This is a genomic window from Micromonospora pisi (assembly GCF_003633685.1).
In the GTDB taxonomy this organism is placed as follows: Bacteria; Actinomycetota; Actinomycetes; order Mycobacteriales; family Micromonosporaceae; genus Micromonospora_G; species Micromonospora_G pisi.
In genome coordinates, this window is sequence record NZ_RBKT01000001.1 from 5,765,912 (window position 1) to 5,781,384 (window position 15,473).

Sequence of the window (15,473 nt, forward strand, 5' to 3'; positions counted from 1 at the left end):
TGGCTCCCTGCCGAGCAAATTATGGAGCGATCGTTGCAGAACGAGCCCCTGGCAACAAGGGGCTTTTGGGGCTACCTGAGAGGCTGTTCCCGATTCGTTCGAGGATTATTTGCCGTATCTGGGCGTTTTGTTGGCCGGCTCCTGACGCGCCCAGCTCAGCCGTGAGCCAGGTTACTTTGTCGATCGTTCCAGAACGGGTTAGTGTTTCGACCTGCGGAGCCCCTGCCGGGGCGCGTGAGGCGCGGGTCGCCAGCCATCTCCGGCATCTGCCTACGGGTCTCCGCTCGGCCGCACCGCGGCCGACCAGTCGAGTAGATGTGAGGCGAGATGTCTGGACGCTTGGATTCGAAGGTGCTGGTCGTGACCGGCGGCACGCAGGGCATGGGCCTGGCGTTCGCGCGGCGGGCGGCGGCGGAAGGCGCCCGTGTCGTCATCGGTGCCCGGGACAAGGACCGGGGCGAGCAGGTGGCGGGCGAGATCAGGAACGCGGGCGGCAACGCCCTGTTCGTGCCGACCGACGTGACCGTCGAGGAGGAGATGGCGCGGCTCGTCGACACCGCGGTGTCGGAGTTCGGCCGCCTGGACGGCGCGTTCAACAACGCCGGCGGCGGACCGATGGGCAGCGTCCGGGAGACCGGGAGCGACAACTGGCACCAGTCGCTCGCCCTCAACCTGACGAGCGTCTTCTACGGTCTCAAGTACGAGCTGCCGGCGATCATCGCCTCCGGCGGTGGTGGCGCGGTCGTCAACAACGCCTCCGTGTCCGGCGTCAAGGGCGACGCCACGCAGGCCGCCTACAACGCGGCGAAGCATGGCGTCATCGGCCTCACCCGCTCGGCGGCACTCGACGTGGCCGGCTCTGGCGTTCGGGTAAACGCCCTGGTCACCGGCCTGATCGACACCCCGCTCTGGCAGGGGGTGGTGAGCCGCGATCCGTCGGCCGCGCAGCGCTACCTGTCGGTTCAGCCGACCGGGCGGGCCGGCACCTCGGACGAGGTCGCCGCACTCACCACGTTCCTGCTCGGCGACGAGTCCGCCTTCATCACCGGTGCGGCCATCGCCATCGACGGCGCCCTCACCGCCTGACGTCGCCTCGCTCGAGCGTCCCGCCGGTCATCCCCAACCGGGTTGATCATGAAGTTGGCGCGGATTCCCGAGCAGGGAAAGCGTGCCAACTTCATGATCAAACGCGGGTGACGGGGCGCGGCGGGTGGGGATCGGGGCGGCGGCTCAGCGGAGCAGGGGGAGGAGCTCCTCGGCGGCGAGGGTGATCTGGGTGACGGCGAACTGTGGGTCGTCCGGGGGAACGAAGACGATCGAATCGGCACCCGCGTCGATCAGCCGCTTCGCCGACGCCGCGCTCTGCGTTGCCGTACCGGCGACAGTGAAGCGGTCGAGGTAGCTCGCGGGCAGCGCCCGGGCGAGGTCCTCCACTTTCGGGTGGGCGGCGACCAGGGCTGCGATCTCCTCGGCCAGGTCGTCGTCGCCGGGCGGGAGCTTCGGGCCGCCGATGATCCGCCCGGCGATCGCCTGACGGGCCCACTCGCGCTTCTCGTCGAAGTCGAGCCAGGCGTAGAGGGTCAGCCGGTGCGGGTCGGTACGCCCGGCGTCGGCCCGGCCCTCGTCGATCCGCTCCCGGGACCAACGTACGGATGGCGCGCTCGTGCACTCGGTCAGGATCGTGCCGTCGGCCACCTGCCCGGAGAGGCGCAGCGACTTCGGGCCGCGTACGCCGGTCGAGATCAGGGGCGCCTCGGCCGGCGGAAACGCCAGCTTCACCCCGTCCAGCCTCGCGTACCGGCCGTCGACGGTGACCGTCTCGCCGGCCAGCAGGGCGCGTACCGCGCTGACCGTCTCACCGAGCACCGCCAGCGGTGACGGATGATCGGCGCCGACCTGGCGGACCCAGTCGGGCATGCCGTGCCCGAAGCCCGGCAGGATCCGGCCGGGGAAGACCCGTTCCAGATTGGTCAGCTCCATCGCGGCCAGGGCCGGGTTCCGGAACGCGGCCGGCAGGATGCCGATGCCGATCTTCAACGTCTCGGTGACCGAGGCGGCGATCGCGGCGGCGGAGACCGCGCCGGTGAAGAAGCAGTCCTCGACCACCCAGAGTTCGTCGTAACCGAGCCGTTCCACCAGGCGGGCGTACGCCGGAAGCTGCTCCGGCGGGCTGTCGCAGCGGTACATGACCCCGATTGCCGTGTCTCCCATCCTCGGCAGCCTGCCAGAAAACCGCTCGGATCGCCGCCTCTAGAATCATGGCTCGGTCGAACCACCAGGAGGAGCCCATGAGCCGACCCCGGGTCGTTGTCGTGGGCAGCGCCAACATGGATCTGGTCGCCATGACGCCGGTGCTGCCGGCGGCCGGTCAGACCGTGCTCGGCACCGACTTTGTGATGGTCCCCGGAGGCAAGGGGGCCAACCAGGCCATCGCCGCCACCCGGGCCGGCGCCTCCGGCGTCTTCCTCGGCGCGATCGGCTCCGACTCGTTCGGCGTGACACTCAAGGCCCGGATCGCCGCCTCCGGCGTCGACACCAGTCAACTGCGCGTCGTGTACGGCGCCTCCGGTGTCGCCGTCGTCACGGTCGACGCGGTGGGGGAGAACACGGTCGTGGTCGCACCGGGCGCGAACGCCGCGTTCACCGTCCTGACCGAGGCGGAGCTTTCCGCCGTACGCCGGGCGGACGTGCTGGTCGCCCAGTTGGAGATTCCGCTCGACACGGTGCTCGAAGCCGCCCGCGCGGCACGGGCCGCCGGCACCCGGGTGGTGCTGAACGCCGCGCCGGCCCGGGAACTCCCGACCGAACTGCTCGACCTGGTCGACCTGCTCGTGGTCAACGAGGGGGAGGCGCGGGCGGTCAGCGGCACCGGTCGGGACGAACCGGAGGCGCTGCTGCGTGCCGTACCCCGGGCGGTTCTGACCCTCGGCGCCGACGGCGCCTGGTACGGCGACCGGGACGGCACCGCCGTGCACATCCCGGGCTTCCCGATCGAGGCGGTCGACTCGACCGGCGCCGGTGACGCCTTCACCGGCGCGCTCGCGGTCGCCTGGGGCGAGGGCCGGGAGCTGGTCGACGCGGTGCGCTGGGCCTGCGCCGCCGGTGCCGCCTGCGCCCGCCACGTCGGTGCCTCCGCCTCGCTGCCCCGCCGCGAGGAGATCGACGCCCTGTACGCCACCGCCAACGCCACGGGGAACTGACCTCACCGCTTGCCGGCGGTGGCCACGATAGGGGACATGGTGCGGTTCATTCTCAATCTGCTCTGGCTCATCTTCGGCAGCGGCATCGTGCTCGCGATCGGGTACGGCATCGCGGCGCTGATCTGTTTCGTCCTCGTCGTCACGATCCCGTTCGGGGTCGCGTCGCTGCGGTTGGCCTACTACTCGCTCTGGCCTTTCGGTCGCACGCTCACCCCGAAGCCGGGCGCCGGCATCGGATCGGGGCTCGCGAACGTGCTCTGGGTCGTACTCGCCGGCTGGTGGCTGGCGCTGATGCACGTGGTGGCCGGCGTCGCGCTCTGTGTGACGATCATCGGCATCCCGTTCGGGATCGCCAACTTCAAGCTGGTGCCGGCGGCGTTCTGGCCGCTCGGGCGCGAGGTGGTCGAGATCGACGACCTGCGTCGTCCGGTGCCCTCCGCCGGCTAGTCACTCCTCGACCACCCGACCCTCGCCCCGGCGGCGCAGCATCTGCAGGCCCGGGATGCCGGCGATGGCGAGCTTGAGGTCGCGGGTCACGTTGAGCAGGTCGTGGATGTCCGGTCCGACCCGGTCCAGGGTGGCCAGGATCGGCAGTACGTCCGAGGTCAGGTGTCCGGTCAACCGGGGCAGCTCGTCAACCAGCCGGATCGCCGCGTCGACCTCCTCCGGGGTGAGCTGTTCGACGAACCGGTTCGCCATCGGCGCACCCTTGCGCAGCGTTTCCGCGTACGCGGTGAGCAGCTCGTCCACTGTGGTCATGGTTCCCTCGGCGCGGGCCATGGTGGCGGCGGCTCGCTCCGCGACCCGTTTCGCGTCGGCGACCACCTGCCCGGCGGCCGAGGTGAGCCGGGTTGCCTCGTCGATCGGGGCGGTCACCCGGGCGGTGACGGACTGGACCTGTTCGATCGTCTTCTCGGCCGCGTCGACCATCTGCTCCGTACGGTCCAGTGTGGACTCCATGCGTTCGAGTGCGGTCTCCACCCGGTCCAGCACGGCGGTGATCCGGCGTACCAGGGTCTCGGTCGCGTCCAGCAGCTCGAAGGCGCGGGTCGGCAGGCCGGCCAGGCTGGCCGCGGTGCCGGCGGCCTGACCGACGGCGCTACGGGTGAGATCGAGCAGGGCCCAGGGGCGGGGGAGGGGGAGCGGCATGCCCGCAATTGTGCGTCGCGCGCGACGACGACGCCCGACCGGTGATCATCGACGCTGGCCCGTCCGGGTCGTTGTCGCTCCTTCCGGCCGGTCGAGGTTCGCCGATTTGCGGACCGGGCGTCGCCGGACACCGGAGAATGAGCTGACGGCTGCGGGCGGAATGTCGGTACTTCCCCCTGGCGGGACGGCCTGGTGACGGGAGCGGCACGATGAGCGGGACGAACCGACCATGACCACCGTGGGCGAGCTGCTGCTCAGCCGGCTCCACGACCTCGGCATACGGCACATCTTCGGTCTGCCCGGCGACTACAACATGGAGTTCCTCGACCAGATCGAGGCGTTTCCCGGCATCGAGTGGGTGGGTAGCTGTAACGAGCTGAACGCGTCGTACAGCGCCGACGGCTACGCCCGGCTGGTCGGCATCGCGGCGATCGTCACCACCTTCGGCCCCGGCGAACTCTCCGCCGTCAACGGCCTGGCCGGGGCGATGGCGGAGTCGGTGCCGATCGTGTCGATCGTCGGCGGGCCCACCGTCAAGGTCATGGAGCAGCACACGGCGATGCACCACTCGATCGGCGACGGTGATTTCGACAGGTGGATCCGGGTCGGTCGGGAGGTGACCGTGGCCCAGACCAGCCTCACCGCCGACAACGCCGGCACCGAGATCGACCGGGTGCTGCGCGAGGGTTGGCTCGCCCAGCGACCGGTCTACATACGTCTGCCCGGCGACGTCGCCCGACAGCAGGTGACACCCCCCAGCTCACCGCTGGTACGGCCCGAGCCGCTGGTCGACCAGACCCAGCTCGACGCGTTCATCGGCATCGCCCGACGGCTGCTCGCCAAGGCCACCCGCCCGGCGCTGCTGGTGGGCAACCTGGCGATCCGGTACGACCTGCACGACCTCGTGAACTCCCTGCTGGTCGACCGGAACTGGCCGGTGGCGACACAGAGCATGGGCCGAGGCTTCATGGACGAGTCGAGCCCGCATTTTGTCGGCATCTACAACGGCGGCGACAGTCTCGAACCGGCTCGTACGGCGATCGAAGGGGCGGACGCCCTGATCTGCGTCGGCACCAAGTTCTTCGACTGGGACGGCCTGTTCACTGCCGATCTGGACCTGTCCCTGATCATCGGGCTCAACAACACCTCCGCCACCGTCGGGGACACCGTGTTCCCGTCCGTACCCCCGGCGGCGGCACTGCGCGCGCTCTACGAGATCGCGCCGGTACGCGAGGCCCCCTGGGACGTCACCATCGTGCCGCCGCCCGCCCCGCTCGACCCGACCAGCACCGAACCGCTCCGGCAGGCGCGACTCTGGCCCGCGGTGGGAGCCATCCTGCGCCCGGGTGACGTACTCGTGCCGGAGACCGGTACGCCGTCGTTCGGCGTGACGAACTTCCATCTCCAGCCCGGCACGGACGTGCTGATCGCACCACTCTGGGGCTCGATCGGGTACGCCACACCGGCCGCGTTCGGCGCGGGCGTGGCGAACGCCGACCGCCGGGTCGTCCTCATCACCGGCGACGGATCACTCCAGCTCACCGCGCAGGAGATCAGCCGGATGCTCGCCACCGGCCAACGCCCGATCATCATGGTCCTCAACAACGGTGGCTACACGGTGGAACGGGCGGTCGACGGCCGGCACCAGCCGTACAACAACATCGACGACTGGCGGTACGCCGAACTGCCGGCGGTCTTCGCCCGCAAGGCGTCGATCGACTCGTACGTGGTCGCCACCGAAGGGGAACTGGCCCGGGTCTTCGAGGGGCTCTCGGGCAAACCGGAACGGTTGACGATCATCGAGGTGAAGCTCGGCATGGAGGACATGCCGATCGGCATGCCCGTCTGGGGCCGGGAGACAACCGCCCTCGACTACCAGAGCCAGGTCGCCTCGGAACCTCCCCGGCTGCCCTGGGGCGGACTGCCGCAGCAGACGTCGAGCTGATCCGGGCGGTGCCCGGCGACCGGACGGTCGTCCCGGGGCACCCCGGTTCAGCGCCCGTCGCCGCCGTGTTGCTCGACGGCGCGTTGCACCGCTCGGTAGATCTGGCCGAACCGCATGGCGTCGGCGATCTGGAGCAGCATCAGTTCCTGCCCCGCACGCTGCACCCACAGTTCGTACACGCCGGAGCCCCGGTCGTAGGAACGGTCGAGCCAGCTCAGCGGAAGCTCCAGGAACGGGATCAGGGCCAGCGCGCCGACGAGACAGACCCCGAGAATGGTCGCGGCGAGCCGCCAGTCCCCGCGATCCTGCGCCGCGTAGGCGAGGGAGAGCACGCAGACCACCGCGACCAGGGGCGGGATCGAGAGTAGGAAGATCAGCACCCCGCGTCCGACCAACCGGGAACGGGAACGCGCCGAACCACGCCCGCGCACGTGCCAGACGTACGTCAGCTCGGCGACCGGCACCCGCTGACCTCCCGCGTGCACGGAATCGGAGGTGACCCGTACCGTGTCGTCCTGGTAATAGACCGTCACCATTCCAGCAAAGCCTGCCTGTCAACAGAGCAGGCGCCCGCCGGGACAGCCGCGTCACTCGATCGAGCACGCGAACCGGGGTATCCGAGCGCCCCTGATCGCCGGGACCTGCGGTGATGACCAGAGACCAAGATCATTACCGTAACAAGGTGCACATGGCCGATTAACTGACCTGGGGTTAGATCTCACCGCCCGCCTTCCCGTACCTCCGGAAGGAGAGGGCTCGAGATGTCTGGGAGCGCTTCCGGTGGAAGCGTTGGAAGGAGCCTTGTGGCTACAAGCACAGCGAGAATGCGACGTCGAAGACTGGCCGTACCCCTGCTGGTCCTCGTCCTGGCGACCGGTGGAACAGTCGGATTCGCGGGTACGGCGTCGGCGGCGCCGCCAGACGGAGCCGTGACCAGCGGCAACGGCCTTGGGCTGAGCGGGAACGGCGATCGGCCGATCCTGACTGATGGCAATGCCCGGACAGCGGGCAGCAAGGAACGCGTGTCGGCCGCCAGTGGCCGGTACATCGTCGAGTTGGCCGAAGAGCCGGTGACGACCTACACAGGTGGGACGGCCGGACTCGCCCGGACCCGTCCCGAACAGGGACAGCGGCTGGCGCCGGTGTCGACGGCGGCGCAGGCGTACCGCAAGCACCTCGACGCGCAGCGTGGCGCGGTGACGGCTGCCGCCGGGGTGACGGCGGAGCAGACCTACACCACCGCGTTCAACGGGTTTTCGGCGAAGCTCACCCCGGCCCAGGTGAACACGCTGAAGCAGGACAAGCGGGTACGTGCGGTCACCGAGTCCAAGCTGATCCACACCGATCTGGGCGGCGCCACCGCGACGACCACTGCGGCCGCGGCGACACCCGCTGCGGCCCCGACCGGCCCGACGGCGACACCCGACGACGCTTCGAAGAGCGCGGGGACGCCGCAGGCGGGCACGCGCGAGGGCGCGTCCACCTCGGGCAGCGACGCCGGCGCCGGCATGGTGATCGGCGTGCTGGACACCGGAATCTGGCCGGAGAGCGCGTCGTTCGCACAGCAGATGGCGGTACCGGCCGGCTGGCACGGCACCTGCCAGACCGGTGTCGGGTGGGCATCCGAACACTGCAACGGCAAGATCGTTGGCGCCCGCTACTTCGCCGACGGCTACCTCGCCGCCACCGGCGGGCTTCCGCCGGGTGAGCTGCTTTCGCCCCGCGACATGGAGGGGCACGGTACGCACACCGCCTCGACCGCCGCCGGCCTGCCGGTGGACAACGTCAGCATTGACGGTCGAAACTTCGGTTCGGTCTCCGGGGTCGCACCGGACGCGCAGGTCGCCGTGTACAAGGTGCTCTGGGGCGGCTCCGGGGCGGACGCGGACATCATCGCGGGCATCGACGCGGCGGTAGCCGACGGCGTTCAGGTGCTCAACTACTCGATCGGCCCGGCGCAGGGGGACAGTGCGCCGAACACCGCGATCGCCGCGGCGTTCCTCAACGCCGTACTGGCCGGGATCTTCGTCTCGGCGTCGGCCGGCAACGACGGCTGGAGCGGGATGATCAGCAACGCGGCGCCGTGGGTGACCACGGTCGGCGCGGCGCTGACGAACGTCAACGAGGGCACGATCAAACTGGGCGACGGCACGAAACTGACCGGCGCCTCGATGGACGTGCTCCCCGGCGGCAAGCCCAAGTCGTTGGTCTTCGGCGACCAGGCCGGTCAGGGCGCGCAGTACTGCAGCCCGGACACGTTGGATCCGGCGAAGGTCAAGGACAAGGTCGTGGCCTGTGCGTTGGACAAGGCGTTCGATCAGGTGACGGAGGTGAAGGCGAAGGGCGGCGCAGGCGTGGTGCTCTTCGACCCGGCGGGCAACTTCCGGGTCAGCTCCATCTATGACTTCCCGGTGCTCTACCTGCCGACCGCGGAGCAGGCGGGCAAGCTGTTCAACTACCTGATGCGGCACCAGACCGACGGCTCCGCCGTGCTGACCTCCGGTGGCAACGGCTCCAGCGTCGTCGGTGTTCCCAGCGTCGCGGACTTCTCCTCCAAGGGGCCGGACCAGGTCCACCCAGGGCTGCTGAAGCCGGACCTGGTTGCCCCGGGCACCGACATCATCGCCGCGGTCTCCCCGGCCGGGAACCTCGGCCGAAACTACGACGCGTACTCGGGCACCTCGATGGCCGCCCCGTACGTGGCCGGCACCGCGGCGGTCCTGCGGGCGAAGCACCCCACCTGGTCACCCGGCGCGGTAGCGTCCGCGCTGCGTACCACCGCGACCGACACCCAGGGCACCACCAGCCCGATGGAGCAGGGCAGCGGCATCGTCGACGCCGCCAAGGCCGACGACCCCGGCCTGGTGATCGAGCCGGCCGCGGCTGACCTGGTCGCGTTCAGTGAGGCGACGGAGCCGGACGGCCGGGATCTCAACCTGCCGGCGGTCGCCGTCCGTGAGTACGACGGGCTCAAGCCGGTGACGGTGACCCGCAAGCTGACCAACGTCGGCGACAAGCGGGAGATCTACAAGGTCTCGGTGACCGGCCTGGAGGGCATGGAGGTCACCGTGACGCCGAAGACCGTGGCGGTGGAGCCGGGCGAGACCGTCACGGCGACCATCAAGCTGCGTCGCGGCACCGCGGCGTGGGACCGCTACGCGACCGGGGCGATCACCTGGCAGAGCAAGGCGCACAACGTACGGATCCCGGTCGCCGTCCGGCCGTGGGGCTTCACCCCACGCCCGTACGACGACGCGGGACTGGAGTTCGGCCGGCTGATCAACGGCAACGGCACCAACGTGGAGCCGGGCTTCACCGGGCCGATCACGGGCCGTTCGACCGGCTACACCCCGCTCCTGTGGGATTCGTACTCGATGCCGACCGGCGTCAACGGTGGGGTCTTCGACCCGCAGGCCGCCGGGGTGGGGGCACACACCTTCACCGTGCCGGCCAACACGGCCGGGCTGGTGGTGCAGCTGCACACCGAGGATCAGGACACCGACCTGGACCTCTGGCTCTACAAGGGCAAGCAGCTGGTCCGGAAGTCAACCCTCCTGTGGATCAGCGGCGAGCAGGCGGTCCTGTTCATGCCGGAGCCCGGCCAGTACACCGCGTACGTCTTCGCCCGCCAGTTCGGTGAGCAGACCCAGGTGATCGACTACCAGATCGGCCACGCCGTGATCGCCCGCAACGGCAAGTACGTCCCCGCGACGCTGGACCTGCCAGCCAAGGTGAAGCGGGGGGAGAACTCGATGTTCGCCCTCAAGCCGATCCTGCCGCTCAAGGGTGACAACTGGGCGTACACGGAGTACACGGTCGACGGACAGGTGGTCCCCGGGCACCTGGCCAGCGTCAGTTAGCTCTCGTCGCAGTTGTCGCACACCTAGTCGGTGTGGCGGGGCCGACCGGCCCCGCCACACCGACGACGCTTTCCGGAGCTGGCGGCGGGGTCAGCGGGGGCGGGGCATACCCTGGCGTTGTTCCACGGCCCGTTGCAACGCCCGGTAGATCTGTCCGAACCGGAGGGCGTCGGTGGTCTGGAGCAGCCGGACGGGCTCGCCGTGCCAACGGACCCAGATCTCCAGCCGGTGCGAGCCCCGGGTGTACGAGCGGTCCAGGAATTCGAGCAGCAGGTCGGCGACCGGGCCGACAGCGAAGCCGACCAGGCACGAGACGCCGATGATGGCGAGCGTCACGGTGATCGAGGAGTGGAAGCGGACGGCGAGGGCGATGCCGATCAGGGCGGCGACCACCGGTCCGATCAGTCCGATCCCGAGCGCGCCCCGGTTGGCCAGTACCCGCCAGGAGCGGGTGCCCCGCTGGTGCCAGATCTCGGCCAGTTCCATCAACGGGTAGGCGCGGTCGGCGACCCGGATCGCCTCGGAGGTGACCCGTACGGATCGGTCGTCGTAATAGGTGATCATTCTTCACGTCCTGGTCACGGTGGCACCAGCCAACATACCCAACGAGCAGCGCCGTAGGGTGGGTACGCGAACTTCGATGTGGAGGTGGAGTGTGGGCGACTTCGTCCGGCTGGAGATCAGCGACGGTATCGGCACCATCCGGCTGGAACGGCCGCCGATGAACGCGTTGAACACCCAGGTGCAGGAGGAGTTGCGGGCCGCGGCCACGGCCGCCACGACGGACTCCGACGTCCGTGCGGTCATAGTCTACGGCGGCGAGAAGGTCTTTGCCGCTGGCGCGGACATCAAAGAGATGGCCGACATGTCGTACGTCGACATGGCCGCGCGCGCGGTCGAACTCTCCGCCGCCCTCGGTGCCCTCGCCCGGATTCCCAAGCCGGTGGTCGCGGCGATCACCGGGTACGCCCTCGGCGGCGGTTGCGAACTGGCGCTCGCCTGTGACTGGCGGGTCGCCGCCGAGGACGCGAAGCTCGGTCAGCCGGAGATCAAGCTCGGCATCATCCCGGGGGCGGGTGGCACCCAGCGGCTGGCCCGGCTGGTCGGGCCGGCGCGGGCCAAGGATCTGATCATGTCTGGTCGGATGGTCGACGCGCAGGAGGCGCTGCGGATCGGGCTCGTCGACCGGGTGGTCCCGGCCGACCAGGTGTACGCCGAGGCGGTCGCCATGGTGCGGCCGTACCTCGCCGGTCCGGCGCAGGCGTTGCGGGCGGCGAAGCTGGCGGTCGACGGTGGACTGGAGATGGACCTGAATTCCGGCCTGGCCTGGGAGAGCCAGCTCTTCGCGGCGCTCTTCGCCACCGACGACCGGCGGGAGGGCATGGCCGCGTTCGTGGCGAAGCGTAAGCCGGAATTCACCGGGCGCTGACGCCTGCGACGGGTGGGACGGGCGGCTGGTACGCCTCCGGAAATAGGCGAGTCTCTTTCATCTTTTCCGGGTGGGCCGATAACCTGGGCACCCACCAGGAGGCAGAGGGAGTGGCGATGACGGAGCGGATCGAAGGTCACGGCGGCGACTTGGCGGTGGCGGCGCTGCGGGCGTACGGCATCACCGAGATGTTCACCCTCTCCGGTGGCCACGTCTTTCCGCTCTACGACGCCGCCCACCGCAGCGAGGTCGACTCCGCCGGTCGGCCACCGATGCGCATCGTCGACGTACGGCACGAACAGTCGGCGGTCTTCGCCGCCGAGGCGGTGGCGAAACTGCGGCGGCGCCCCGGGCTCGCCGTACTCACCGCCGGGCCGGGTGTCACCAACGGCATCTCCGGACTGACCAGCGCCCACTTCAACGGCTCCCCGGTGCTGGTGATCGGCGGCAGGGCACCCGCGTTCCGCTGGGGCTCGGGCAGCCTCCAGGAGATCGACCACCTGCCCCTGGTCGCCCCGGTGACCAAGTACGCCGCCACGGTGACCAGCACCGACGAGATCCCCTCGGCGATCGAGACCGCGCTGACCGCCGCGCTCAGCCCGCACCGCGGCCCGGCCTTCCTCGACCTGCCGTTGGAGGTGGTCTTCTCCTCCGGAGAGGCGACCGCACCGAGCGCGGCCCCGATCGCCCCGCTCGAACCCGACCCGGACGAGGTGACCCGGGCCGCGCGGTTGCTCGCCGGAGCCCAACGGCCGGTGATCATCGCCGGTTCCGACGTCTACGCCGGTGACGCCACCGCCGCGCTGCGCGAGGCCGCCGAGGCACTCCAGGTGCCGGTCTTCACCAACGGCATGGGGCGGGGTTCACTCCCGCCCGAGCACCCGCTCGCCTTCGCCAAGGCCCGGCGTACCGCGCTCAACAGCGCGGACGTGGTCGCGGTGGTCGGCACCCCGCTCGACTTCCGGCTGGGTTTCGGCGACTTCGGCGACGCCCAGGTGGTGCACATCGTGGACGCTCCCACCCAGCGGCCCACCCACGTCCAGCCGGCCGCCAACCCCGTCGGCGACCTGCGCCTGATCCTCTCCCAGCTCGCCGACCACCAGGGCGACCGGGAGGACCACGCCGGCTGGATCGCCGACCTGCGTTCGGTCGAGAGCGCCTCACGCAAGCGCGACGCGGACGAGATGGCGGCCGAGTCCGACCCGATCCGGCCAGCCAGGGTCTACGGCGAACTGCGCCGGGTGCTCGACCCGGACGCCGTCACCATCGGCGACGGCGGTGACTTCGTCTCGTACGCCGGCCGTTACCTGGAGCCGTCGATCCCCGGCACCTGGCTCGACCCCGGCCCGTACGGCTGCCTCGGCACCGGCATGGGTTACGCGATGGGGGCCAGGGTCACCTACCCGGACCGTCAGGTCTGCGTGCTGATGGGCGACGGGGCGGCCGGCTTCTCGCTGATGGACGTCGAGTCGCTCGCCCGGCAGAAGCTGCCGGTGGTGATCGTGGTCGGCAACAACGGCATCTGGGGCCTGGAGAAGCACCCGATGAACGCCATGTACGGCTACGACGTCGCCGCCGACCTCCAGCCCGAACTGCGCTACGACGACGTGGCGACCGCGCTCGGTGGTGCGGGCGAGACCGTGGCCAAGGCCGGCGACCTGCGTCCGGCGCTCAAGCGGGCCTTCGACTCCGGGGTGCCGTACCTGGTCAACGTGCTGACCGACCCGACGGACGCGTACCCGCGCTCATCCAACCTGGCCTGATCCCGTCGACGCCGGGCTGCCCGATCCGGTCGGGTGGTCCGGCGTCGTGCTCTCCACTGTGGTGTCACCGGCGTCGGCCGGAGCCGGGGTGGCCGGAGCCGGGGTGGCCGGACGGCGGGCGGTCAGCAGCAACGGCAGCAGGACGACCCCCAGGACGTACGGGACGAACATGTAGCGCGCCCCCTGCATGTTGTTGATCGCCAGCACCGAGAGCTGGTTGCCGGCGGTGAGCCCGGCCAGGGCGAGCACGGTCCGGTCCCGGCGACGCCAGGCCACCAGACCGACCACCAGGTACGCGAGGTACGCCCAGCTCGCCCCCCGCCACCAGAGCCACTCCGGGGTGACGGTACGGGCGTTGAGCTGGACCGCGAGGTCGCCGGCACGCTGACTCAGCGGCGCGGAGTACGCGGCGTGCCGGGCCGGGCTGGCCTGGAACAGGGGGTCGCGTTGGACGTAGGTGCGCACCGACCACGGGTTCGGGTTGCGGGCGACGTTTCCGGTCGACGCGGGCTGCCAGGCGATCGAGCTGCGGCAGAACCGGGCACCGAGCACCGTGCCGGGCGACCGCTGTACGAGCCGTACCCAGATCGACACCAGTTCCGACTTGTGTTCGGCGGCGATCGTGCGGTTGAAGTCGGGGTGCCAGACGGTCGGGTCGACCGAGTAGCAGTCGGCCGACGTCCGCCAGTGTGACAGCGGGGCGACCTGGGCCATCACCGCCGTGTCGGCGGCGGGGAAAGCGGCCGGGTCGTCGGCGTAGCCGACCGCGATGTCACCGAAGAGGGTCTCCAACGCGACCAGCGAGCCGGTGTTGCGTACGCCGAGCGCCGGCAGCAGCAGCCAGTTGGTCAGCAGCGCGACGGTGACGGCGGTGACCCCGGCGACGATCATCCGCAGGGCCATCCCCCGGAGCACCAGTACGCAGATCACGATCAGGACCGCGGTCACGATGAACCCGTTCTGCCGGAACAGGCAGAGCAGGGTCAGTTCCACCATCAGGGCGACGAACAGGCCCCGGGGCAGCGCCGGCCGATCCGGCCCGGCGGTCCGGCGTCGGAGCGCGACCAGGCGCGCGACCGTACCGAACAGGAAGACGTGACAGATGACGAACGGGACGTCCTTCCAGACGGCCAGCGTGAACGAGCCGACCGGCGGAAGGGCGACCAGGATGGCGGCGGCGGCCGTCCAGAGCCAGCCGGGGCCGCCGAGCCGGCGCAGTCCGGTCACCGCGTAGGCCAGACCGGCGGCGAGCGCCACCGTCTGGAGCAGGGTGAGCGCGCCGACCCCGTTGGTGAGCTGGAGCGACAACCACACCAGTGCGGTGTACGTCACCGGGTGGTGGGTGTTCCAGTTCCCGGTGGTCGACTGCCACATGTAGTTGAGCGAGTCGGGGCTGAACAGGCCCGGATAGAAGGCGACCCACCAGAAGAGCAGGACAAGCTGGGTGACCGCGTACGTGACCAGCGCCAGCACCGGGAGCCGGGTCGGGCGGGCCAGCCTCCGCCAGCCGGTGACGGACGGTTCGGCGGGGGAGCCGGGGCCGGTTTCGACCGGTGCGTCGTCGTCCATCTCCGCCGTCTCTCGAGGGTTCCGCGCGGGCATGCGAGCCCGGTCCGGCGGGTGCCGGGCGTGGGCCAGCCGCCATGGTACGGGCGGCGGCCCGCGCGCCGGAATCGGAGCGGTCGATCCGGAACCGTCGCGGTTACGCCTCGGGTCGCTTCTCTTCCACCGGCGGGTCGCCGGTCTCGCGGCCGCGAATCTCGCCCTCCCGGCGGCGCAGGTCCTCCTCCCAGCGTTCGAAGAGCTCCCGGTCCTTCTTCGCCTGCTCGGCGGCGAGCGAGTTGAGGAATTCGGGGTTGTCGTCCGGGGCGACCGGCCGGCGTCGGTCCGGTCCGCGTACCGGGCCCGCACCGGGTGCGCCGGTGGTGGCGGTGGCCGGGCGGCCGGCGAAGAACCAGGCGATCGAGCCGAGCAGCGGGAAGAAGAGGATGAGCAGCACCCAGGCGAACCGGGGAAGTGCGCGGATGTCGCTCGCGTCCGCGGAGAGGCAGCTGATCAATGCGCAAGCGGCGAGGATGATCTGCGCGATAAAGACGAACACCATCAGGCGGGCCATGTGGCAATGAT

Annotated in this window: 13 protein-coding genes; 7 read left to right on the top strand and 6 right to left on the bottom strand. The window is 70.4% G+C overall.

Translation table 11 applies throughout. The features are described from left to right. Positions 1-360 precede the first annotated feature (360 nt). On the top strand, positions 361-1,086 hold the full coding sequence (locus BDK92_RS24650; protein WP_246017230.1) for an SDR family NAD(P)-dependent oxidoreductase: 726 nt from the start codon (positions 361-363) through the stop codon (positions 1,084-1,086). A 144-nt stretch (positions 1,087-1,230) separates the two neighbouring features. Here the strand turns inward: BDK92_RS24650 and BDK92_RS24655 are convergent, their stop codons facing one another. Next, entirely contained in the window at positions 1,231-2,211 is a 981-nt protein-coding gene (locus tag BDK92_RS24655) for an LLM class flavin-dependent oxidoreductase (protein ID WP_121158843.1), read from the bottom strand. Positions 2,212-2,288: 77 nt separating this feature from the next. Between BDK92_RS24655 and BDK92_RS24660 the strand changes: the two genes are divergently transcribed. Both BDK92_RS24660 and BDK92_RS24665 read left to right on the top strand, forming a co-directional pair. Further along, positions 2,289-3,200, top strand: a complete 912-nt coding sequence (locus tag BDK92_RS24660) for a ribokinase (RefSeq protein ID WP_121158844.1) — start codon at positions 2,289-2,291, stop codon at positions 3,198-3,200. A 36-nt stretch (positions 3,201-3,236) separates the two neighbouring features. Continuing rightward, positions 3,237-3,647: a YccF domain-containing protein gene (locus BDK92_RS24665; RefSeq protein WP_121158845.1), complete on the top strand. Its 411-nt coding sequence runs from the start codon at positions 3,237-3,239 to the stop codon at positions 3,645-3,647. On the opposite strand, the gene BDK92_RS24670 is transcribed toward BDK92_RS24665, so the two are convergent. Next, positions 3,648-4,349, bottom strand: coding sequence for a methyl-accepting chemotaxis protein (locus BDK92_RS24670; protein WP_121158846.1), 702 nt, complete (start codon positions 4,347-4,349; stop codon positions 3,648-3,650). It abuts the gene before it with no gap. Between the two features lie 229 nt (positions 4,350-4,578). Here BDK92_RS24670 and BDK92_RS24675 point away from each other — a divergent pair, with 229 nt between their 5' ends. After that, entirely contained in the window at positions 4,579-6,294 is a 1,716-nt protein-coding gene (locus BDK92_RS24675; RefSeq protein WP_121158847.1) for an alpha-keto acid decarboxylase family protein, read from the top strand. Positions 6,295-6,341: 47 nt separating this feature from the next. Here BDK92_RS24675 and BDK92_RS24680 read toward each other — a convergent pair whose 3' ends face one another. Then, positions 6,342-6,830 (bottom strand): DUF6232 family protein, encoded by a 489-nt coding sequence (locus tag BDK92_RS24680; RefSeq protein ID WP_211349361.1) that lies wholly within the window; start codon positions 6,828-6,830, stop codon positions 6,342-6,344. Positions 6,831-7,118: 288 nt separating this feature from the next. On the opposite strand from BDK92_RS24680, the gene BDK92_RS24685 reads away from it, so the two are divergent. Next, a complete protein-coding gene (locus tag BDK92_RS24685; RefSeq protein WP_246017231.1) occupies positions 7,119-10,154 on the top strand; it encodes a S8 family serine peptidase in 3,036 nt (1,011 codons plus the stop codon). A 90-nt stretch (positions 10,155-10,244) separates the two neighbouring features. Here BDK92_RS24685 and BDK92_RS24690 read toward each other — a convergent pair whose 3' ends face one another. After that, positions 10,245-10,718 carry a DUF6232 family protein gene (locus BDK92_RS24690; protein WP_121158849.1) on the bottom strand — a complete coding sequence of 158 codons (474 nt, stop codon included), beginning with the start codon at positions 10,716-10,718 and terminating at the stop codon, positions 10,245-10,247. Positions 10,719-10,809: 91 nt separating this feature from the next. Here BDK92_RS24690 and BDK92_RS24695 point away from each other — a divergent pair, with 91 nt between their 5' ends. Both BDK92_RS24695 and BDK92_RS24700 read left to right on the top strand, forming a co-directional pair. Continuing rightward, positions 10,810-11,583, top strand: coding sequence for an enoyl-CoA hydratase/isomerase family protein (locus BDK92_RS24695; RefSeq protein ID WP_121158850.1), 774 nt, complete (start codon positions 10,810-10,812; stop codon positions 11,581-11,583). A 116-nt stretch (positions 11,584-11,699) separates the two neighbouring features. Then, positions 11,700-13,346 (top strand): acetolactate synthase, encoded by a 1,647-nt coding sequence (locus BDK92_RS24700; protein WP_121162544.1) that lies wholly within the window; start codon positions 11,700-11,702, stop codon positions 13,344-13,346. Here BDK92_RS24700 and BDK92_RS24705 read toward each other — a convergent pair. Together BDK92_RS24705 and BDK92_RS24710 are read right to left on the bottom strand one after the other, a co-directional pair. Next, positions 13,329-14,915 (bottom strand): DUF6020 family protein, encoded by a 1,587-nt coding sequence (locus tag BDK92_RS24705; protein ID WP_121158851.1) that lies wholly within the window; start codon positions 14,913-14,915, stop codon positions 13,329-13,331. The genes BDK92_RS24700 and BDK92_RS24705 overlap by 18 nt on opposite strands. A gap of 133 nt (positions 14,916-15,048) precedes the next feature. Beyond that, on the bottom strand, positions 15,049-15,462 hold the full coding sequence (locus BDK92_RS24710; RefSeq protein ID WP_121158852.1) for a PLD nuclease N-terminal domain-containing protein: 414 nt from the start codon (positions 15,460-15,462) through the stop codon (positions 15,049-15,051). Positions 15,463-15,473: the final 11 nt, after the last annotated feature.

What these genes read in the sequence shown, in the direction of transcription:
- BDK92_RS24655 (WP_121158843.1), bottom strand. Translation starts at nt 2,211, where the DNA reads ATGGGAGACACGGCAATCGGGGTCATGTACCGCTGCGACAGCCCGCCG.
- BDK92_RS24660 (WP_121158844.1), top strand. Translation starts at nt 2,289, where the DNA reads ATGAGCCGACCCCGGGTCGTTGTCGTGGGCAGCGCCAACATGGATCTG.
- BDK92_RS24665 (WP_121158845.1), top strand. Translation starts at nt 3,237, where the DNA reads ATGGTGCGGTTCATTCTCAATCTGCTCTGGCTCATCTTCGGCAGCGGC.
- BDK92_RS24670 (WP_121158846.1), bottom strand. Translation starts at nt 4,349, where the DNA reads ATGCCGCTCCCCCTCCCCCGCCCCTGGGCCCTGCTCGATCTCACCCGT.
- BDK92_RS24675 (WP_121158847.1), top strand. Translation starts at nt 4,579, where the DNA reads ATGACCACCGTGGGCGAGCTGCTGCTCAGCCGGCTCCACGACCTCGGC.
- BDK92_RS24680 (WP_211349361.1), bottom strand. Translation starts at nt 6,830, where the DNA reads ATGGTGACGGTCTATTACCAGGACGACACGGTACGGGTCACCTCCGAT.
- BDK92_RS24685 (WP_246017231.1), top strand. Translation starts at nt 7,119, where the DNA reads ATGCGACGTCGAAGACTGGCCGTACCCCTGCTGGTCCTCGTCCTGGCG.
- BDK92_RS24690 (WP_121158849.1), bottom strand. Translation starts at nt 10,718, where the DNA reads ATGATCACCTATTACGACGACCGATCCGTACGGGTCACCTCCGAGGCG.
- BDK92_RS24700 (WP_121162544.1), top strand. Translation starts at nt 11,700, where the DNA reads ATGACGGAGCGGATCGAAGGTCACGGCGGCGACTTGGCGGTGGCGGCG.
- BDK92_RS24705 (WP_121158851.1), bottom strand. Translation starts at nt 14,915, where the DNA reads ATGGACGACGACGCACCGGTCGAAACCGGCCCCGGCTCCCCCGCCGAA.
- BDK92_RS24710 (WP_121158852.1), bottom strand. Translation starts at nt 15,462, where the DNA reads ATGGCCCGCCTGATGGTGTTCGTCTTTATCGCGCAGATCATCCTCGCC.